This is a genomic window from Bradyrhizobium sp. 142, from assembly GCF_023074015.1.
Taxonomy (GTDB): Bacteria; Pseudomonadota; Alphaproteobacteria; order Rhizobiales; family Xanthobacteraceae; genus Bradyrhizobium.
Map to the genome: position 1 here is coordinate 1 of NZ_JADPKQ010000124.1, position 18,921 is coordinate 18,921.

The 18,921-nt window shown below is 62.4% G+C and carries 18 protein-coding genes and 1 pseudogene; 10 read left to right on the forward strand and 9 right to left on the reverse strand.

The features are described from left to right. Nucleotides 1-248 precede the first annotated feature (248 nt). On the reverse strand, nucleotides 249-1,010 hold the full coding sequence (locus IVA82_RS12385) for an ABC transporter permease (RefSeq protein ID WP_247386482.1): 762 nt from the start codon (nucleotides 1,008-1,010) through the stop codon (nucleotides 249-251). Then, nucleotides 1,007-1,930, reverse strand: coding sequence for an ABC transporter ATP-binding protein (locus IVA82_RS12390; RefSeq protein ID WP_247386483.1), 924 nt, complete (start codon nucleotides 1,928-1,930; stop codon nucleotides 1,007-1,009). The genes IVA82_RS12385 and IVA82_RS12390 overlap by 4 nt, the downstream gene beginning before the upstream one ends. A 275-nt stretch (nucleotides 1,931-2,205) precedes the next feature. Between IVA82_RS12390 and IVA82_RS12395 the strand changes: the two genes are divergently transcribed. Beyond that, on the forward strand, nucleotides 2,206-2,919 hold the full coding sequence (locus IVA82_RS12395) for a hypothetical protein (RefSeq protein ID WP_247386485.1): 714 nt from the start codon (nucleotides 2,206-2,208) through the stop codon (nucleotides 2,917-2,919). Nucleotides 2,920-2,960: 41 nt separating this feature from the next. Here IVA82_RS12395 and IVA82_RS12400 read toward each other — a convergent pair whose 3' ends face one another. The 3 genes from IVA82_RS12400 to IVA82_RS12405 are packed head-to-tail and all read right to left on the reverse strand — an operon-like array spanning nucleotide 2,961 to nucleotide 5,366. Beyond that, a complete protein-coding gene (locus IVA82_RS12400; RefSeq protein WP_346658752.1) occupies nucleotides 2,961-3,749 on the reverse strand; it encodes a cytochrome P450 in 789 nt (262 codons plus the stop codon). A gap of 23 nt (nucleotides 3,750-3,772) precedes the next feature. Next, nucleotides 3,773-4,138 carry a hypothetical protein gene (locus IVA82_RS48950; protein ID WP_346658753.1) on the reverse strand — a complete coding sequence of 122 codons (366 nt, stop codon included), beginning with the start codon at nucleotides 4,136-4,138 and terminating at the stop codon, nucleotides 3,773-3,775. Nucleotides 4,139-4,157: 19 nt separating this feature from the next. Further along, the gene (locus IVA82_RS12405) at nucleotides 4,158-5,366 is read right to left on the reverse strand and encodes an ABC transporter substrate-binding protein (RefSeq protein WP_247386490.1); all 1,209 of its coding nucleotides are present in this window, start codon (nucleotides 5,364-5,366) and stop codon (nucleotides 4,158-4,160) included. Between the two features lie 158 nt (nucleotides 5,367-5,524). Between IVA82_RS12405 and IVA82_RS12410 the strand changes: the two genes are divergently transcribed. Next, entirely contained in the window at nucleotides 5,525-5,947 is a 423-nt protein-coding gene (locus tag IVA82_RS12410) for a MarR family transcriptional regulator (protein WP_247386491.1), read from the forward strand. Between the two features lie 27 nt (nucleotides 5,948-5,974). Here the strand turns inward: IVA82_RS12410 and IVA82_RS12415 are convergent. Both IVA82_RS12415 and IVA82_RS12420 read right to left on the reverse strand, forming a co-directional pair. After that, nucleotides 5,975-6,589 (reverse strand): annotated as a pseudogene (locus tag IVA82_RS12415) (TMEM175 family protein). 8 nt (nucleotides 6,590-6,597) lie between these two features. Continuing rightward, nucleotides 6,598-7,449 carry an alpha/beta hydrolase gene (locus IVA82_RS12420; RefSeq protein WP_247493311.1) on the reverse strand — a complete coding sequence of 284 codons (852 nt, stop codon included), beginning with the start codon at nucleotides 7,447-7,449 and terminating at the stop codon, nucleotides 6,598-6,600. A 131-nt stretch (nucleotides 7,450-7,580) separates the two neighbouring features. On the opposite strand from IVA82_RS12420, the gene IVA82_RS12425 reads away from it, so the two are divergent. Continuing rightward, a complete protein-coding gene (locus tag IVA82_RS12425) occupies nucleotides 7,581-8,201 on the forward strand; it encodes an ABATE domain-containing protein (protein ID WP_247386493.1) in 621 nt (206 codons plus the stop codon). Nucleotides 8,202-8,353: 152 nt separating this feature from the next. Next, a complete protein-coding gene (locus tag IVA82_RS12430; protein WP_247386494.1) occupies nucleotides 8,354-9,277 on the forward strand; it encodes a LysM peptidoglycan-binding domain-containing protein in 924 nt (307 codons plus the stop codon). A 116-nt stretch (nucleotides 9,278-9,393) separates the two neighbouring features. Here IVA82_RS12430 and IVA82_RS12435 read toward each other — a convergent pair whose 3' ends face one another. Beyond that, nucleotides 9,394-12,606: a VCBS domain-containing protein gene (locus IVA82_RS12435; protein WP_247493312.1), complete on the reverse strand. Its 3,213-nt coding sequence runs from the start codon at nucleotides 12,604-12,606 to the stop codon at nucleotides 9,394-9,396. Between IVA82_RS12435 and IVA82_RS48955 the strand changes: the two genes are divergently transcribed. The 4 genes from IVA82_RS48955 (at nucleotide 12,506) to IVA82_RS12455 (ending at nucleotide 15,517) form a co-directional block, all read left to right on the forward strand. Then, a complete protein-coding gene (locus tag IVA82_RS48955; protein ID WP_247493313.1) occupies nucleotides 12,506-12,793 on the forward strand; it encodes a hypothetical protein in 288 nt (95 codons plus the stop codon). The genes IVA82_RS12435 and IVA82_RS48955 overlap by 101 nt on opposite strands. Next, nucleotides 12,787-13,425 (forward strand): hypothetical protein, encoded by a 639-nt coding sequence (locus IVA82_RS12445; protein WP_247493314.1) that lies wholly within the window; start codon nucleotides 12,787-12,789, stop codon nucleotides 13,423-13,425. The genes IVA82_RS48955 and IVA82_RS12445 overlap by 7 nt, the downstream gene beginning before the upstream one ends. 501 nt (nucleotides 13,426-13,926) lie before the next feature. Then, nucleotides 13,927-14,565, forward strand: a complete 639-nt coding sequence (locus IVA82_RS12450) for a FecR family protein (protein WP_247386496.1) — start codon at nucleotides 13,927-13,929, stop codon at nucleotides 14,563-14,565. A gap of 97 nt (nucleotides 14,566-14,662) precedes the next feature. Further along, the gene (locus IVA82_RS12455) at nucleotides 14,663-15,517 is read left to right on the forward strand and encodes a tetratricopeptide repeat protein (protein ID WP_247386497.1); all 855 of its coding nucleotides are present in this window, start codon (nucleotides 14,663-14,665) and stop codon (nucleotides 15,515-15,517) included. Between the two features lie 161 nt (nucleotides 15,518-15,678). Here the strand turns inward: IVA82_RS12455 and IVA82_RS12460 are convergent, their stop codons facing one another. Continuing rightward, nucleotides 15,679-16,752 (reverse strand): tartrate dehydrogenase, encoded by a 1,074-nt coding sequence (locus tag IVA82_RS12460; protein ID WP_247386498.1) that lies wholly within the window; start codon nucleotides 16,750-16,752, stop codon nucleotides 15,679-15,681. 232 nt (nucleotides 16,753-16,984) lie between these two features. Here IVA82_RS12460 and IVA82_RS12465 point away from each other — a divergent pair, with 232 nt between their 5' ends. Then, nucleotides 16,985-17,902: a LysR family transcriptional regulator gene (locus IVA82_RS12465; protein ID WP_247386499.1), complete on the forward strand. Its 918-nt coding sequence runs from the start codon at nucleotides 16,985-16,987 to the stop codon at nucleotides 17,900-17,902. A gap of 38 nt (nucleotides 17,903-17,940) precedes the next feature. Beyond that, entirely contained in the window at nucleotides 17,941-18,771 is an 831-nt protein-coding gene (locus IVA82_RS12470) for an aspartate dehydrogenase (RefSeq protein ID WP_247386501.1), read from the forward strand. Nucleotides 18,772-18,921: the final 150 nt, after the last annotated feature.

Sequence of the window (18,921 nt, forward strand, 5' to 3'; positions counted from 1 at the left end):
ACCTGGCCCACCGGAGAGACAACAACCAAACAATGCCATCCGCGCCTTCCGGCGCCACCATCCCTCATGGCCATCACTGATCCATCAAACCCGCGTTGTAAAATCAGTCAGCACTGTGAGAAATGCAGGCTAGCTCGTCATTCCGGGGCGCCCGAAGAGGGCGAACCCGGAATCCATCGAACGGCAGAGTTGGTGATGAATGGATTCCGGGCTCGCGGCTTCGTCGCGCCCCGGAATGACGGCTAGAATCAGTTCTTCAGCCGGTAACCGGTCCGAAAAATCCACCAGATCGCCGCCAGGCAGATCACCAGAAACGCCAGCGTCATGCCGAAGCTGACGGACAAGCTGACGTCGGCGATCTCGTAGAAGCTCCAGCGGAAGCCGGAGATCAAATAGACCACCGGATTGAGCAGCGCCACCGTGCGCCACGCCGGCGGCAGCATATCGACGGAATAGAAGCTGCCGCCGAGGAAGGTCAGCGGCGTCACCACCAGCATCGGGATCATCTGGAGCTTTTCGAAGCCGTCAGCCCAGATGCCGATGATGAAGCCGAACAGGCTGAAGGTGACCGCCGTCAGCACCAGGAAGGTCAGCATCCAGACCGGATGGTGGATGTGCAGCGGCACGAACATGCCGGCGGTCGCTAGGATGATAAGGCCCAAGATGATCGATTTGGTCGCGGCCGCTCCGACATAGCCCAGCACGATCTCGAAGTAGGAGATCGGCGCCGACAGGATCTCGTAGATCGTGCCGACGAATTTCGGAAAGTAGATGCCGAACGAGGCATTGGCGATGCTCTGCGTCAGGACAGAAAGCATGATCAGGCCCGGCACGATGAAGGTGCCGTAGCTGACGCCCTCGACCTGACTGATGCGCGAGCCGATGGCGGCGCCGAACACCACGAAATAGAGCGAGGTCGAGACCACCGGCGAGACGATGCTTTGCAGCAGCGTGCGCCAGGTGCGCGCCATTTCGAACAGGTAGATGGCGCGGACAGCGCGGTAGTTCATGACGCCCTCACGAGGTCGACGAAGATGTCCTCGAGCGACGACTGCGTCGTGTCGAGATCATTGAAGCGGATGCCGGCGGTGCGGAGGTCGCCGAGCAGGCTGGTGATGCCGGTGCGCTCGCCCTTGGTGTCGTAGTCGTAGATCAGCGTCGCGCCACTGTCGCAGAGGTCGAGCTTGTAGAGGCTGAGGCTCTCCGGCAGCGTGCTGAGCTTGCCCTGCAAGTGCAGCGTCAGCCGCTTCTTGCCGAGCTTCTGCATCAAGGTCGCCTTGTCCTCGACCAGCACGATCTCGCCCTTGTTGATGACGCCGATGCGGTCGGCCATCTCCTCGGCTTCCTCGATATAGTGCGTAGTGAGGATGATGGTGACGCCGGATTGCTGCAGCGTGCGGACCACCTCCCACATGCCCTTGCGCAGCTCGACATCGACGCCCGCGGTCGGCTCGTCCAGAAACAGGATCTGCGGCTCGTGCGACAGCGCCTTGGCGATCATCACGCGGCGCTTCATGCCGCCGGAGAGCGTGATGATCTTGTTGTCCTTCTTGTCCCAGAGCGAGAGGTCTTTGAGCACCTTCTCGATATGGGCCGGGTTCTTCGGCTTGCCGAACAGGCCGCGGGAGAAGCTGACGGTCGCCCACACGCTCTCGAAGGCGTCGGTGTGCAGTTCCTGCGGCACCAGCCCGATCAGCGAGCGCGCCTTGCGGTAGGAGGTCTGGATGTTCTCGCCGCCGACCAGGACCTTGCCTTCGCTGGGATTGGCGATGCCGCAGATGATCGAGATCAGCGTGGTCTTGCCCGCACCGTTCGGGCCAAGCAGCGCAAAGATCTCGCCGCGCTTGATATCGAGATTGACGTTCTTGAGCGCCTTGAAGCCGGACCCATAGGTCTTCGACAAATTGGCGACGGAAATGATGGAGGACATGATGGCCGGCGGATTGGGGAATGGGGCTGGAACCCGTCCCGGGAGGGGCGGCACAGCGGAGCCCTGAGATAGGAATGCCATTGCCCGGTCGCAATTCCCCGGAGAAAAACGGCCTCAAAACGGGCCCTTCAGTGGCAGGTTTCAGGCAAGTGTTGCGCAACAGTCACGGGCTGCGGCTAAGATTGCCGCTCACGCGGCTCTTTGTTGCGTCTGCGAGCAGGCCATGGCTACGATTCCAACCAATTGCAAAGCATGTGTCCCCAGGGAAAAGATCGATGAGACCGAACGGCCGTCACGCAGCCGGCGCCAGCCAGTTGTCCGCCATCCGTGTGTGGGCGATGGGCCTGCTCCTGCTGTCAGCTGTTGTCATCAGCCCGACCACTGCCAAGGCCGCGCCAAGCCAGGCGGCCGCCACGACGCATGTCTACCTGCTCCGCGGCGTGCTCAATATCTTCTCGCTCGGGCTCGACACCATCGGCGCCCGGCTCGAGGCGCAGGGCATTCCGGTGACGGTCGCCAATTTCGTCTCCTGGTCCTCGCTCGCCGATGAAGCCGCGACCGCCTACAAGGCCGGCCGGCTCAAGACCATCGTGCTGGTCGGGCACTCCTCGGGCGCCACCGCGCTGCCGGACATGATCGCCAAGCTCAACCGTCTCGGCGTGCCCGTGAAGCTCGCGATCGGGCTCGACTCCGTGTTCAAGACCAAGCTCACCACCGGCGCCGAGCGCTACATCAACATCTATATCGGCGACGGTCCCGGCGAGCCGGTGAAGCGCGCCGACGGCTTCCGCGGCAAGCTCGACAATGTCGACGTGCGCGGCTCCGGCGTCGGCCACATCACGATCGACAAGAACGAGGCGATCCAGCGCCGCGTGATCGCCGAGATCGACGCCGCGATCATGCGCTCGCGCGTACCGGCACCGGTTGCCGAACCCGGTGCAGCGCGGCCCGCACGTGCGGCGGCCGCGACGGCGCCGGCGCGCAACTGAGGGCGCGTCGCGTCAGGCCCGCGTACCCTGCGTGATGCAGCTTAAGCGGCCGTCACGCGGACTGGCATGCTCTCCAACCCGCGCAGGGAATTGTTGAGCCTGCGCCGGGGCTCCGCCGAGAGCTCGATCGTCTTCACGCGCCTGGCGAGCTCGCCAAAGATCAATTCGCCTTCCAGACGTGCGATCATCTGGCCGACGCAGGCGTGAATGCCGGCGCCGAAACCGACATGTCCGGTCGCGGCACGTTCGACCTGGAAACCGTCCGGATTGTCCCAGCGCGCCGGGTCGCGATTGGCCGATGCCATGAACAGCAGCACCTTGCGGTGAGCCGGAATTACGCCGCCACCGGTCTCGACGTCGCGGGAGGTGGTTCGAAAGAACGTCTGCACCGGCGAATCGTAGCGCAGGCCTTCCTCGAAAGCGTTGCGCGCCAGCTCCGGCCTGTGGTGGAGCTTGCGATATTCATCCGGATTCGTGGCGAGCGCCAGAAGCGTGTTGCCGATGCCGTTGACGGTGGTGTCGATCCCGGCGGTGAGAAATGGCCGCACCAGATGGGTGGCTTCGTGCTCGCTGATCTCGCCTTCGTCGGCCGCCTGGTAGATCATCATGCCGAGCCCGTCGGGCCGCAACGCATCTCGCGCGCAACATTCCATGATCCAGCCCTGCGCCGCGAGGCCTTCCTTCCGCGACGCCGCCAGTTGATCGTTCTCGGGACCAAAGCTGTCGAACACGAACGTGCTCCAGGCGAGCAGCTTGTCGCGTCCATCCGGCCGGATGCCGATCGCATCCGGAAACACCTTCATCGGGTAGGCTTCGGCGAGATCGGTCACGGCATCGAACGTGCCTCTGTCGATCAGTTCCGAAACCTTCTTCTCCGCCTCCCGCTGAAACGTTCGCGCAGCTGCCGCGCAATGCCCGGAGACAGGGTGCGGCCGAGGACGCGGCGGCCCTTGTCGTGGTCGGGAGGATCGATCTGAAGCGTCAACGGTTTCGGCAGGGCAGGGTTCATCCCGTTGAGGCCGACGCCCTCGCCGCTGATGAAGGTCTTCCAGTCTTTCAGCGCCGCCTCGACCTCGGCATAGCCGGCCATGGCCCACACGTCGTAACGCTCGAGCTTGAACACCGGCCCGAGCGCGCGCAGCGCTGCATAGGCGGGATAGGGATTGGTCAGGAAGTCAGGTGCAAACGGGTCGGCCTGGCTGCACGCGATGCCGGTCATCGTGACCTCCTGGGACTGCTTATTGACTGGAGAGCGGACACTTGCCTTCGCTCTCCGGCCGGAATGCGTCCTCGCCTTTGATCGTGCCGGCGACCTTCAGCAAATCCCAAGCCGAATGCGATTCCTCCGGCGCCTTGACCTGAAGCAGGTAAAGCGGATGAATCTTGCGCCCGTCCTTGCGGATGGTGCCCTTGCCGAACAGCGGATCGTCGGTGGGCATCTCCTTCATCGCCACCACGATCGCCTTGCCATCTTTGGCGCCGCCGAGCTTGTCGACCGCCTTGAGGTAGTGAATGACTGACGCATAGACGCCGGCCTGCATGTCGTTCGGATAGGCCTTCGATGGAATGCGCTCGGCGAAGCGTTTGGCGAAAGCACGGGTGCCGTCGTTCAGGTCCCAGTAGAACGGGTTCATGATCTGCGCGCCCTGCGCGAACTTCAGCCCGAGTGCAGGAAGCCCGTTCATCCCCAGGATCAATCCGACCAGTTTGTGGTCCCTGGTCAGCCCGAATTCGGCGGCCTGCTTCATCGACGTGATGGTATCGTCGCCGGCATTGGCGAAGCCGATGACGTTCGCGCCCAAAGCCTGGGCCTGCAGCAGGAAAGAGGCGTAATCGGCCGTTCCCAGCGGATGCCGCACGCTGCCGAGCACCTCGCCGCCGGACGCCTTCACCGCCTCGGTAGCCTGTTTCTCCAGATCATGTCCGAAGGCGTAGTCGGCAGTGATGAAGAACCACTTCTTGCCGCCCTGCTGGACGATGGCCTTGCCGAGGCCGCGCCCATAGGCATAGGTGTCGTAGGTCCAGTGCACGGTGTTCGGCATGCATTTTTCGCCGGTCAGAAGCACCGTTCCTGCGCCCGATCCGACGAACACCTTGTTCTTCTCGGCGGTCATGCCGGCCACCGCAAGCGCGATCGACGAGTTGGGGATGTCGAAGATCGCATCGACACCGTCGTTCTCGTACCAACGCCTTGCAATGCCGATCCCGATGTCGGTCTTGTTCTGGTGATCGGCCGCGACGACCTCGACAGGCTTGCCGCCGGCCTTTCCGCCGAAATCCTCGACCGCCATCTTGGCGGCGACGACCGAGCCGATGCCCTGATAGCTCGCGAACGGACCCGACTGGTCGTTCAGGATGCCGATCTTCACCGCGTCCTCTGCGAACGCCGGTGTTGCGGCCAGCACCAAGGCCGAAATGCACAATTTGTGCAGGAATTTGCTGTTCATTGTCTTCCTCCCGTGGGCGGTCTTAGTGCCGCTATATAATAGTTATATTTTATATCTATTTTCGAGAGAGTCAATTCGGCGGATTTTTGGCCGCCGCGCTTGAGGATCATGAGCCTGTGAAACCCGCAGTGAAGTCCGCCCGGCAGCCGGAAAAATCGTTGGATTTGAAAGCGCTCCGGCGCACGCCCGGCTTCATGCTGCGGCTGGCGCAGCTGAAGTTCTTCGAAGGCTTTTACGAAGAGTTCGCCGCATTGGGGCTGACGCCCGCGACCTATGCGATCTTCGCCGTCATTCGCGACAATCCCGGCGTTCCCCCGAGCAGCCTCGCAGGCCTGCTCCGGTTGCGCCTGCCGAACCTGATCAAGATCCTGAACGAGCTCGAATCATCGGGTTTCATCAAGCGCAATCGCTCGAAGGCGGATCGTCGGGCCGTCGAGCTCATGCTCACCCCAAAGGGTGCAAAGCTCATTCACGAGGGAGCAAGGCTGACAGAGCCCTACAACAAAAAGATGCTCGCTCCGCTCAGCGAGACCGAGCAGCGCACCTTGCTCGAACTGCTGAACCGGATTCTGCCGTTGTAGGCAGGAAGCAGCAGGAGCGCGGTGTGCCTATTCTCCGCCATCGACGGGTGTGCCGTCCTTGGCACCTGACGGCTCCGGCTTCAAATAAACGATCAGGCAGCCGCAACACATTGCTAGCCCGAGGATCGGGAATTTCAATGCCACGCCGGCGGCGGCGGCGAAAATACCGAGCGTGACGACCGACCGGATCCGCATGATGCGGCGGTCTCTCGGCGAGACCTCGCTCGGAGGTGCCCGCCCGACAAGATCCCAGATCAGGGCGACGTAACTCGCGTTCACCAGGAAGAACACTGCGGCGTAGAATGCGACCGGCTGTGGCGCGAGTTCGCTTACCGCCATCCAGGCAGTGGAGAGCGGCAGCAGCGACACGGAGAACAGATGCGCGAAATTGAACCACATCAGCCGCGGCGTCGCTTCGCTCGCGTAACGCATCAGATGGTGATGGTTTGCCCACACGATCGCGATGAAGACGTAGCTCACGGCTTAGCTGAGCCAGGTCGGCCACACCGCCAGCAAGGCCGTGAAGGTCGGGATCTCGGGCGGGCGAAGCTCCAGTACCAGCACTGTGATCAGGACGGCGAACACACCATCGGAAAATGCGCTCAACCGTTCCGGAGTCCGTCTCGCGTGGACCATGGCCATCGCTTCTGCTAAGTCAAGAACGCGCGGATGCTGTCTGCGATCTCTCTTGCATGCGTCTCCAGCGCAAAATGGCCGGTATCGAAGAATTGAACGACGGCATTGGGATTGTCACGCTTGAACGCCTCGGCGCCTGGCGGGATGAAGAACGGATCGTTCTTGCCCCACACCGCGAGGAGCGGCGGCTTGTGCGTGCGGAAATAGTCCTGGAATGACGGATAGAGCGCGACATTGCTCTTGTAGTCGCCGAACAGGTCGAGCTGCACGTCATCGGAGCCGGGGCGCGCAAGGTAGAAATTGTCGAGGTTCTGGCCGTCTGGCGACACGGTCGTCGTATCGGGAACGCCATGTGTATATTGCCAGCGCGTCGCCTCCGGCGTGAGGAGAGCGCGTAGCGCGTCGCGGTTGGCCGGCGAGAGATCCTGCCAATAGGTCTTGATCGGAGTCCAGCCGTCACTGAGGCCATCCTCATAGGCGTTGCCGTTCTGCGAGATGATCCCCGTGATGCGCTCGGGATGGCGCAGCGCGAGCCGAAAGCCGGTCGGTGCGCCGTAGTCGAAGACATAGACGGCAAAGCGGTCGAAGCCGATCACTTCGGTGAAGCGCTCGATCACCCGCGCGACATTGTCGAAGGTGTAGCGGAAGGTTTCGCGCGACGGCATGTCGGACTGGCCGAAGCCGGGAAGGTCTGGTGCCACGATATGAAACCTGTCGGCGAGAAGCGGGATCAGGTCGCGGAACATGTGGCCGGCGCTCGGGAAGCCGTGCAGCAGCAGGAGCTTCGGCGCGCCTTTGGTGCCGGCCTCGCGATAGAACACCTTGAATCCATCGACGTCTGCGGTGCGGTACGTGGTCGGGGTCATGACCGTCTCCATTGTGGTTCGTAACCTATTAAGTGCCTATCTTGAGGTTACATACCCTGTGAGTAACTTGTCAATTGGCATTTAATAGGTTACTTTGGCGGTGTCTCTCTCAGATCGGCCAAGGATTGCTCATGGTCAGACCGCCCGCCATGTTCATCGCTGACGCCCTCGGCCTCGATTTCCTCAACTCGGTCGCGACGCCGCTCGATACACCCGTCGACTGGATTGAGGATGGCGATGGCCTGATCGACTGGCTGGCGCAGGCGAAGCTGGTGCCGGCGGACGAGTTGGACGCGATGAAAGCGCGGACGAGGCCGAGCGAGCTCGACAAGATTGCCGATCAGGCCCGCGCCTTGCGCGAGTGGTTTCGTGGCTTCGTTCTGGAGCATGCGGGCCGGCCGCTTACCGCGAAGGCGCTGCGCGAGCTTGGCCCGTTGAACGGCCTTTTGGAGCGCGATGAGACGTTCCGGCAAATCGTGCCGCGTCACGGGGAGCAGGGGGATGGTCTTGCGCTGCAAAGGATGCGGCGCTGGCGATCACCGGAATCGCTGCTGCTGCCGGTCGGCGAAGCCTTGGCGAAATTCGTCTGCGAGGAAGAGTTTTCCAACGTGAAGGCGTGCGAGGGCCATAACTGCACGATGTTCTTCGCCGACCACACCCGCAGGCGCGCGCGGAGATGGTGCACGATGGCGATCTGCGGCAATCGCGCCAAGCAGGCCGCGCATCGCAGCCGGCTCAAGAGCGGGCGGTGACGGGCCGGGAGCGTGCTCTTTCAGCGGACCCGGGAGCTTGATACACGCGGCGGTATAGCGCCGCCGGTTCCGTGCCCCAAATTCCACCCAATCGGTGGTCACTAAGCCATTGGGGGACGGCCTTTGCCTTCCGCGGTGGGACTGCTGGACTGATGATTGACCCAAGGCGAATTGTGGTGCTGGCAGCGGTTGCGCTGCTCGCCTTCAGCACCGGCATGGCTGCGGCGTCACCTGCCAAGCCGAAGCCCGCGGTCGCGCCCGCTGCCCCGCCGCCTCCACCACCCGAGCCGCTGCCGCCGCCGAAAATCTACCTGTTCCGCGGCGCAATGGGGCCGATCTTCTCGACCGGCATGGACCGGCTCAGCGAGAAACTGACGCAGGCCGGTTTTTCGGCCGACGTCTACGAATTCACCATCTGCCGATGGATTGGTGACCGCGCCATCTCCAGCTACAAGGAGGAGCCGGCGCCGATCGTGCTGATCGGGCATTCGATGGGCGGGCTGTGTTCGGTGGTCATCTCCGAGATGGCGGCCAAGGAGAACATCCCGATCAGCCTCGTCATCACCATCGACCCCGCGCATGCCACCGGCGACGTTCCGCTCAATGTCGAGCGCTTCATCAACATCTTCCTTTCCGACAGCGTGCTCGGCGGCGGCGACGTCGTGACCAAGCCCGGCTATCGCGGCCATTATGCGAGCTACGACCTGAAGGAGAATGCGCGGGTCTCACACATCAACATCGAGAAGTCGGACGACATCCACCGCCAGATCCTCGACATGGTCACGCAGTTGCCGCGTATCCCGGCGCAGACTCAAGCCGATGCCGTGCCGCTGCGCTATCTCGTGCCCGCCGGCACGCTGGTCGAATTGTGGGACAGCGGCGTGCGGCTGCCGGTGCGTCGCGGTGACACCATGGCGAGCATCGCCGCGGCCAATCGCGTGCCGCTGTGGTCGCTCGCGCAGAGCAACTCGCTGCCGGAGAGCGCACCACTCACCCCCGGCCAGTCCATCATCGTCCCACGCCACCTGACGCCGCCCGCGCCGGCGGCTGCGATGGCGACTCCGAACCGGCGGTAATCCGAGATCGGTCTGAGTGGAAGCCAAGAACGTATGCTCCTTCTCCGCCTGGGGGCGAGCGTTAGGTGAACATTCTGCGATGACTCGTCGGCAAGTGAATCTTCAGCAGACCAAGTTCACACCAGGAGATCGTGCAACACATGATGTTCGGCTAAGCCGCCCACAGCGTGAGTGCTATGATCCAGCTGCGAAACCTCGCCAGCTGTCGCGGCTTCACCATGTCCGTCGGGCTGTGTCGTGCCTTCGTGATGATCGAGCGGCGACGGGATATCGTTCACAAACGCGATGCTCGGTGTTTCAGTCGCCGGATTCGCGAAATTGAAGGAATCGGGCCCGTACGGATTTGCCTGCGAGTTTCCGTGTGAGCCGGGCGCGCCATCTGCCGCAGAATGCCGTTGGGTAGGTCCGTCGGGCTTCTCAGCTGGCGCGTGACTGTGTTCGCTTGCTTGAGGAGAAATCGAATGATCGCTGTTGCCGTTCCCGAGGCCTTTCTGGGAGGCGTCATCAAGCGCACTCCCGGGATCGGCAAAGCCCGCACGGCCATGAGCCTCCGTGGCCTTGCCGTCACCGAGATGTTGGTCGACCGCAAGGAGCGCATCCGGCATGATGAAAGAGACGGCATGATTTCCCTCCGCCACGCCGGGCGCTCCGATTCCGTTCGGATGGATGCTGTCGTCGGTCTCGGCTTGTTCGAAGGCGAATTTGAAGAAGTCCGTCGATAGCGAACCGATTGCCGGTTTCGAGAGGCCGGATTGGGTTGCAGTCTCGCCCGAGGTCGAAGGGGTGAGCTCGTTGCTCCACCCGCTGTAATCCCGATCGAAATCGAAGGAATAGTTCACATCGATTGCGGTTGAGCTTTCGTCGAACGAAAGAGAACCGCTACTGTTCGTCGCATCAGTGGAGGTGTCGGAAGTGCTGAGCGTAATGACGATCGTGTCGCTTTGCGTGACTGCGGTCGTATCGATGGTGTCGTTCACCGCCAAGGCCGGTGCCGCGGTTTGGTCAACTATGAAGTCCGACGAATCGACGGTCGCGATACCCTGGAGATGAACTTCCAGCAGGCTCGAATCGCCGATCTGGAGGGTTTGGTCCGTCGGATTGACATACACAATGGTTTCATTGTCTGAGCTGTCGTAAATCCACGCGATGGTGTGTGGCGGCACGGACGTGCTTGTCGAGGTCAATGCCAGGATCACGAACCCGAGCGCGCCGATAGCCGTCAAATCGATCCTGTCGGTTCCTGATCTGAAATCAGTAATCGTATCGAACCGGCCAGCACGGGAATCTGCCACCGACAGATAAGCGAAGACATCATTGCCATTGCCGCCCGTGAGCTGGTCCGGACCGAACCCGCCGATGATGGTGTCGTTCTCGTTGCTGCCGTCGATATCGTCTCGCCCCGAACCACCGTAGATGACGTCGTCCCCGTTATTGCCCTTGATCGTATCGTTGCCAGATCCGCTAAAGATGGTGTCGTTCACGCCGGTGCCGTTAAGGGTGTCGTCACCGGCGCCCCCATAGACGATTTGGGGGATGCTGCCGCCACCGGCGATGCTGTCGTGTCCGGGAGTGCCGTAGATAAACGGGGGATCGGATACAACGGTGGTTCCTGTTGCCAAATTGTCGAAGTCATTGGGGTCCGCATCGCTGGCGCCATGGATGGCGATCGTCACCTCTTGTGTGGTGCCGTCGATGGTCGTCACCGTGAAATGATCGGTGAGCGTATCGCCGACATCCAGTGCGTCCACCAGGCCGTTGTTGTTGTCGAGCGTATAAGTCCATATTCCGGACGCGGTCATCGTGAAAGTGCCGTAGCCGCCGTCGCTTGCAGTGGGCGATGTCACCGCTGTAAAGGTGTTGGCCGGATTGTCGATGTCGGCATCGGTGAGCGTGCCGGTTGCGACTGGCGTGGCGGAGGAGATGCCGCCGGCTTCGAGCACCGAGCTCGTCGTGGTTCCGGAAATGACGGCAGCGTCATTCGTGCCGTTGATCGTGATTGTCACCAGCTGCGGCGTACCGTCGACAGTGGTTACGGTGAACTGATCGATCAGAGTATCGCCGACGTTGAGCGCCTGCACTGTGCCATTACTGTTGTCGAGCGTGTAGGCCCACGTGCCCAGCGCCGTCATCGTGAAGGTGCCGAAGCCGCCAGCGCTCGTCTTTGGCGTGCTTATCGGGGTGAAGGTGTTGGACGTATTGTCAGGATCGACATCGGTCAACGTGCCGGTCGCAGTCGGCATACCAGGCGCACCGTTGGCAACACCTCCGGCCTCGATCACCGAGCCGGACGCCGTGCCGGAAATGACCGCTCCATCGTTGCTGCCGTTGATGGTGATCGTCACTGTCTGTGCCGTGCCGTCGACCGTGGTCACCGTGAAACTGTCGGTCAGCGTGTCGCCATTGTTGAGCGCCTGCACCACGGTACTGGTATTGTCGAGCGTGTAAGTCCACACGCCGGCCGCAGTGATCGTGAAGCTGCCATAGCCATGCGCGCTGGGCATCGGCGGGCCGACCGGCACGAACATGTTGGCCGGATTGTCGACATCCGCGGCGGCAAGTGTGCCCGTCGCGATCGGCGCGCCGGGCGAAGCGCCGCTTGCCTCGACGACTGAACCGGTCGTGGTGCCGGAGATGACGGCGGCGTCGCTGCTGCCCTGGATCGTGATCGTCACGACCTGGGGGGTGCCGTCGACGCTGGTCACCGTCAGTGTGTCGGTCAGGGTGTCGCCGACATTCAGGGCTTGTACTGTGCTGTTGCCATTATCGAGCGTGTAGGTCCACACGCCGCCAGCTGTCATCGTGAAATAGCCGTAGCCGCCCGCGCTCCTGGTCGGCGAACTGACCGCCGTGAACGTGTTGGGCGGATTGTCGACATCCGTGTCCGTAAACGTGCCGGTTGCGCTCGGTATGCCCGGCGCCGCATTGGCGACGCCGCCCGCCTCCACTACTGTGCCAGCGGCGTTGCCTGAGATAGTGGCCGTGTCGTTGACGCCGTTGATGGTGACGATGAAGGTTTGACTCGTCGAGAGCTGGCCGTCCGAGACCGTGACGACGAAGCTCGTGGTCGTCGGCGACGACAGGGCATTGATTGCATCCCCGTTCGGAACAAAAGTGTAGGCGCCGGATGCGCTGTTGACATAGAGAGTGCCATACGGTCCGGCCAGCGAAAGATCGTATGCCCCTCCATTCAGCACCGTGGTGCCGGCCGTCCCGCCGCTGAGACCGTAGGTGAGCACGCCATTGAGCGGGCTGGTAGCGGAGAAGGTGCCGCTTGTCGCGGTGAACTGGTCGAACACGATCGTGTCGATTTCGATTGGCCCGGCCGGCACGTTCAGAGTGGGCGGCGGCCGCACGATCAAGGGGATGTCGATCGGCGGAAGTGTTGAAGGTAGGTTTGGCAGCGCAGTCGTGTTATCCGACGTGAAGTTGATGTGCTGCAGCGAAAGCGGATTGGCGAAAGGTGGCGTACTGGATCCTGTTGGACCTCGCGTGAGGTTGGCGAGCACGTCATGTTGAGCCGCCTGCAGCTCCTCCATGCGAGCAGCACTGTTGGCAACCTGGTTCACGCTGATCGAGGAGCCGATCCTGTTCAGAACGAAAGTTTCGCCTGGATCTTCGACGATGATGTGTCGCGGCACCGGCTCCTTGGTGATGAGCTCGAATACGCCGTGCTGAAGGTCCTTGTAAGTGATCGTATCGTCATCCAGAAACGTGGCGTCCGGATCCGAGGCTCGTGCGTCTTGCATCATCGAGAAAGTCAACGCCGCAATGGTCAGGATGCCGAACCCCGTCGCATAGGAGCGGCAGCGAACGCTGCCGAGGGGGGTATCGATTGTCAGAGCACCGCTGTTTGCCAGCCGGCCGGCAGCGAACGCAAAGCTTCCACTGGTGACCGCAACCACGGTCGAACGCGACGTGCCGTCGGAATCGGAGGCGAGCTCGCGCAGCTGGATGCAAGCTCGGCTGGAAGCGTTGAAGATGGTGTCGTCGAGAAGTCGAATCCCGATCTGCGCATCCGCAGCCGTTTCGATTACGTCATGTCGACAGACAAGGTCGCCGACACTGACCTGAGTTGCGACGCCGCCCCCGCGCGTAAGGGTGACGTAGCCCAACGCACTCTGAACGATGCCGATGACCTGGAGAGGTAAAGCGGTAACAACCCCATCCCGGGGTCCAACGCCTGAAGCAACTAACATAGCTCTGGCCTCGCGTGCCGAATAATTCGGGCTTGGCGCGGTGCCTCGGTCTTCTTATCGGTTCTGCTGCGCCAAGGGGGTCATTTTTGGCGCTAGCAATCCCAGGCCTGCACGCCGAAGACGTTTGATGAAAAAGCTGATCTCTATAGGTATAGCCTAGATGGTGGCAGGTTCACGCGAGAGGCGGCCTCTCGACGCGATGGCAATTTGGCTCTCAAGAGGTTGACGACTGAGCTGCGCGAAAATTTAGCTCACTTCCGCTGGTCAGACAAACAGCTTGGGGCTAAGATCAAGAAATTATAGGAGTACTTCTTTTGGAGGGCTGGTCCGCAAGGCCAGATCCACGTTGTAGATACTCACGCACGACTTGCGGGCTTGGCCGCGGACTCGGAGCCCCCATCAAGCCGCACGCGAACAAGATCTTCTCGGAAAGGTCGGGTCATGTGCAGGCATATGATTGCAGCTTTGGTGACTGGTTTCGTTTGGGCATCCGCGAGTGTTCTTGCTGTGCCGGCGCAGGCTCAGGTCAATCCCGTTAAGGACGGCCTTGAGGTCGTTGCGTCAAAACCTATCGGCAAAGTCGTAGCCGCTACAGGTTCGGTTTCGATCGAGCACGCAGGTGCGGTCGTCGTTCAGGCGAACCTTCCCGATCAGGCGTCTCAAACCAGGACTGGCGACGTCGTCTATCTGCGCGACGTGGTGCGAACCGGGGCGGACAGCCGGGTCAGCATCAATTTCAACGATGGCTCGTCGTTCAATCTGTCGAGCAACGCGCGTATGACTTTGGATGAGTATGTATACGAGCCGGACGGCAAGTCCAACGCGACGTTTTTCAATCTGGCCAGAGGAACGGCCACATTTGTTGCCGGCCAGGTCGCGAAGACCGGCGATATGAAAGTCGATACGCCGGTTGCGACGATGGGAATTCGAGGCACCACGCCGCACATCGAAATTGCTGATGACGGCGCGGTCAAGTTTTCGACTCTTATCGAAGAGGGCAAGAGCAAATTGGTCAAGAAGCGCGTGGCTGCTATGGGGCGGCAGCCCGACCAGGAGAGCGCTCCCAGGCTGAAGATCTGCAGAGGTTGCTGAAGCGAACTTCGAGGCGAGCGTCTTCTCCTCTCCCAGTTGCGGCATGCGAAGCATCCGAGGCGCTGTTCCGCCAATTTCAGCGAGGCCTGACACGGACATGATTGTGAGGGCTGCCATCGTCGACGGCGTCGCGTCCATTCTCGTCCTGCTGGCGCTCGGTTCGCCGGCAGCGGCGCAGCAGCCGCAGAAGAATAGCCACCTCAAGAGCATTGAGCAGTGCAACGGTGCGGACCGCCTCCCGGCCCAAGCCCGGATCGTGGGTTGTACGGCGCTGATCAATTCGGGTGATGCCAAGGCGGATGGACTGGCTGTAGCTTACAACAATCGTGGCAACGCTTATACCGCAGCTGCGGAGTATGACCGCGCGATCAGTGATTTCGATCGCGCGATCGAACTCGCTTCAGGCTACGTCAAGCCGGTGAATAATCGCGGCGTCGCCTATTTGAAAAAGGGAGCCTATGGCGATGCGGTCAAGGCTTTCGACGAGGCAATTAGGCGCAACCCGACTTATGGCAGGGCCTTTGCCAACCGCGCGGAAGCCCACCTGAAAATGCACCAGTATGATCGGGCCGCGCTGGATTTCGACGAGGCCATTCGCCTCGATCCGAATTTGACGCTGGCGAGGAGCGGACGCTGCTGGACCCGGGCGGTCATCGGCGATCTGCAGGGTGGGCTCGACGACTGCGACACGGCAATCCGGTCGGGATCGAAAGATGCCGCGACATACGATTCACGTGCGCTGATCCATCTGAAGATGGGCCAGCTCGCCGCGGCGATTGACGACTACGATTCGGCGTTGCGCCTGGCGCCAAACCTGGCGAGCGCGCTCTATGGCCGCGGACTGGCCAAGCTCAGGCTGGGCGACAAAGCCGGCGGCGATCGCGACGTCTCGGCAGCAAGGCTCATCGAGCTTAAGGTCGGCGACGAGTTCGCGCGCCATGGCGTGCAGTGACGTCAGGTTTGGTCCACCGAAATTCGTGTTGATGTCGAATATGTAGGCCAGAAGATCCCTGAGGCTTGCGAACCGCAATGCCTTGCGGGCTCGACGCTCCTCGCATCAAGCCGCGCCTCTGGCATCGAATGGTCCTCCGATCGCCGGCTCTCCAACGCCTGCTAGACGTTCGCCCCATGGATCGCGTCGATCACGGCGTCGGTCACCTCCCGCGTCGTCGCTTTTCCGCCGACGTCCGGGGTCAGCACGCCGGCGGAGCAGACGCGCTCGACCGCCGCCATCAGCCCCACCGCCGCATCCTTCTCGCCGAGATGCTCGAGCATCTGCGCGCCGGTCCAGAACGTCGCGACCGGATTGGCGACGCCTTTGCCCGTGATGTCGAAGGCCGAGCCGTGGATCGGCTCGAACATCGAGGGGAAGCGGCGCTCCGGATCGATGTTGCCGGTCGGCGCCACGCCGAGGCTGCCGGCGAGTGCGCCGGCCAGGTCCGAGAGGATGTCGGCGTGGAGGTTGGTCGCAACGATGGTGTCGAGGCTCTTCGGATGCAGCGTCATGCGCACGGTCATGGCGTCGACCAGCATCTTGTCCCAGGTCACGTCGGGGAATTCGGCCGCGACCTCGGCCGCGATCTCGTCCCACATCACCATGCCATGGCGCTGCGCGTTCGACTTGGTCACCACCGTCAAGAACTTGCGTGGGCGCGACTGTGCGAGCTTGAACGCGTAGCGCATGATCCGCGTCACGCCGACACGGGTGAACACTGCCACTTCAGTGCCGACCTCCTCGGGGAGGCCCTTATGCGCACGGCCGCCCATGCCGGCATATTCGCCTTCCGAATTCTCGCGCACGATCACCCAGTCGAGATCGCCGACGCCGACATTGCGCAGCGGCGAAGCGACGCCGGGCAATATCTTGGTCGGCCGCACATTGGCGTATTGGTCAAAACCCTGGCAGATCGGTAGGCGCAGGCCCCACAGCGTGATGTGATCGGGCACGTCGGGCGCGCCGACCGCGCCGAAATAGATCGCGTCGAACTTCTTGAGCTCGGTAAGGCCGTCGGCCGGCATCATCACGCTGTGCTTCTTGTAATAGTCCGAGCCCCAGTCGAACGTCTTGATGGTGAAGGCAAGGTCGCCGCTGCGTTTTGCCAGAGCCTCCAGCACGCGAACGCCGGCGGAGATGACCTCGGGGCCGATCCCGTCGGCGGGGATTGCTGCAATCGAATAGGTACGCATGGAGTGCTCCGTTTCAGATATCAATGGGATTGCGGGACGGGTTCGACGGGCGCGGTCTTCGCGCGCGACAGTAGCAGGGTCAGTCCCGCGGAGAGAACGAGCAGGCCGGCCAGCACAACATGCCCGGTTCACGCCGGCAGCGAACCTAGACGAGCGCAGGACGCAAGCTCAATTGGCGCTGGTTTATACAAAAAAATGATATAATCCTCCCGGATAGACAAGAGGCGGAAGAATGGAATTACATCAGCTCCGATGCTTCGTGGCGGCGGCCGAGCAGTTGCATTTCGGCCGCGCGGCGCAGCATCTCCAGATGCTGCCCTCCGCGCTGGGCCGCCAGATCAGGCTGCTCGAGGAGGATCTGGGGACGCGGCTGTTCGCGCGGACGACGCGCGCGGTCTCGCTTACGGAGGACGGATCGACGCTGTTGCGCGATGCCCGCGCCATCCTTGCCCGCGTCGAGGCGGTCGAGACCAACCTGCGCAACCGCTCGCGCGCTGGGGCCGCACGGCGGCTGCGGGTCGGAGCGATCGACAGCGCGGCGGCCGGACTGTTGCCGGCGCTGCTGCGCGATTTCCGCGCCAAGCATCCGGAGATCGCGGTGCAGCTTCTCGAAGACAAAACCGTCCGGCTGCTGCCGAAAATCCTGACCGGTGCGCTCGATCTCGCTTTCGTACGTCCGCCCGACCGGCCGGACAAGCGGCTGGAATTCCGTCATCTGCTCCAGGAGACCGCGATCGCAGCGTTCCCGCAGCGGCACGCGCTGGCGGAGCGTAAATCGATCACGCTGGCCGACATCGCCGATGAACCGATGCTGGTGCCGGACCGCCGTTCGCGGCCCGACAGCCATGACCTCACGATCAAACTGTTCGAGCAGGCCGGCCTGACGCCGCGCGTCGTGCAGGTCGCCGACGAGAAGCAGACCATCATTCATCTGGTGGCAACGAAGCTTGGGGTCGCGATCGTGCCGCGCTGGACGACGCGGATGGCGGTCACCGGCGTGCGCTTCGTCTCGCTCCGGCCGAAGCAGAGCGGCCCTGTCGGCCGGCTGCCTCTCGCCGCCGCCTGGCTGCGCGGCTCGCGCGACCCGGCTCGCGATGCGATGCTGTCGGTGCTCGATGCGCGCCTGGGCAGCTATGCGCGGGGCGCCTGAGGGGCTATGACACGAGCCTCGACAAAAGGTGCGACGCGATGACTGATAAGAGAGCTGCGGAGCCGAGCGACTTGCGGGTTGCCATTGCAGGACTTGGCTCGATCGGAACAAGGATCGCAACCGCGCTCGATCAGGGCATCGAGGGGCTGACGCTGTCTGCCGTGGCCGTTCGCGATTCCGCAAAGCATCAGGCGTTCCTGAACTCGCTGCGAAGTCCGCTGCAGGTCCTGCCGATCGAACAACTCGGCGAGGCCGCCGACATCGTCGTCGAGTGCGCGCCGAGCCGTCACCTGCGCTCGATCGTGGAGCCCGCGGTGAAGCGCGGCAAGGCCGCTGTCGTCGTCAGCGTCGGCGCGCTGCTGGACAATTCCGACCTCATCGATCTGGCGCGGGCCAATGGCGGCCGCATCATCGTGCCGACCGGCGCGCTGATCGGGCTCGACGCGGTCAATGCCGCCGCGATCGGCACCATCCATTCGGTGAAGATGGTTACGCGCAAGCCGGTCGATGGCTTGAAGGGTGCGCCGTTCATCGTCGCGAACAATATCGACATCGATAATCTGCGCGAGCCGCTGAAGCTGTTTGAAGGCACTGCACGCGAGGCCGCCAAAGGTTTTCCGGCCAATCTCAATGTTGCGGTGGCGCTGTCGCTCGCCGGTGTCGGGCCAGACCGCACAATGGTGCAGATCTGGGCCGATCCGACCGTGACGCGCAACGTTCACCGCATCGAGGTCGAGGCGGATTCGGCGCGGTTCTCGATGTCGATCGAGAACATCCCGTCCGAAAATCCAAAGACCGGCCTGATCACTGCCCTGTCCGTGATCGCACTGCTGCGCAAGCAGCGCGCCACGCTCTGCGTCGGGACGTGATGGGATGAGATTTGGTTGGCCCAGACGGCGGTGCGCTCCCTCCCCCGCCTGCGCAGGGCTGTCCCGGGAATGATTCACTATGCCGCAGCGCATGCCCGGCAAATCCAGCGTGAACCGGATACTTTCTGGTTGTCGAGACACAGAAAAGGG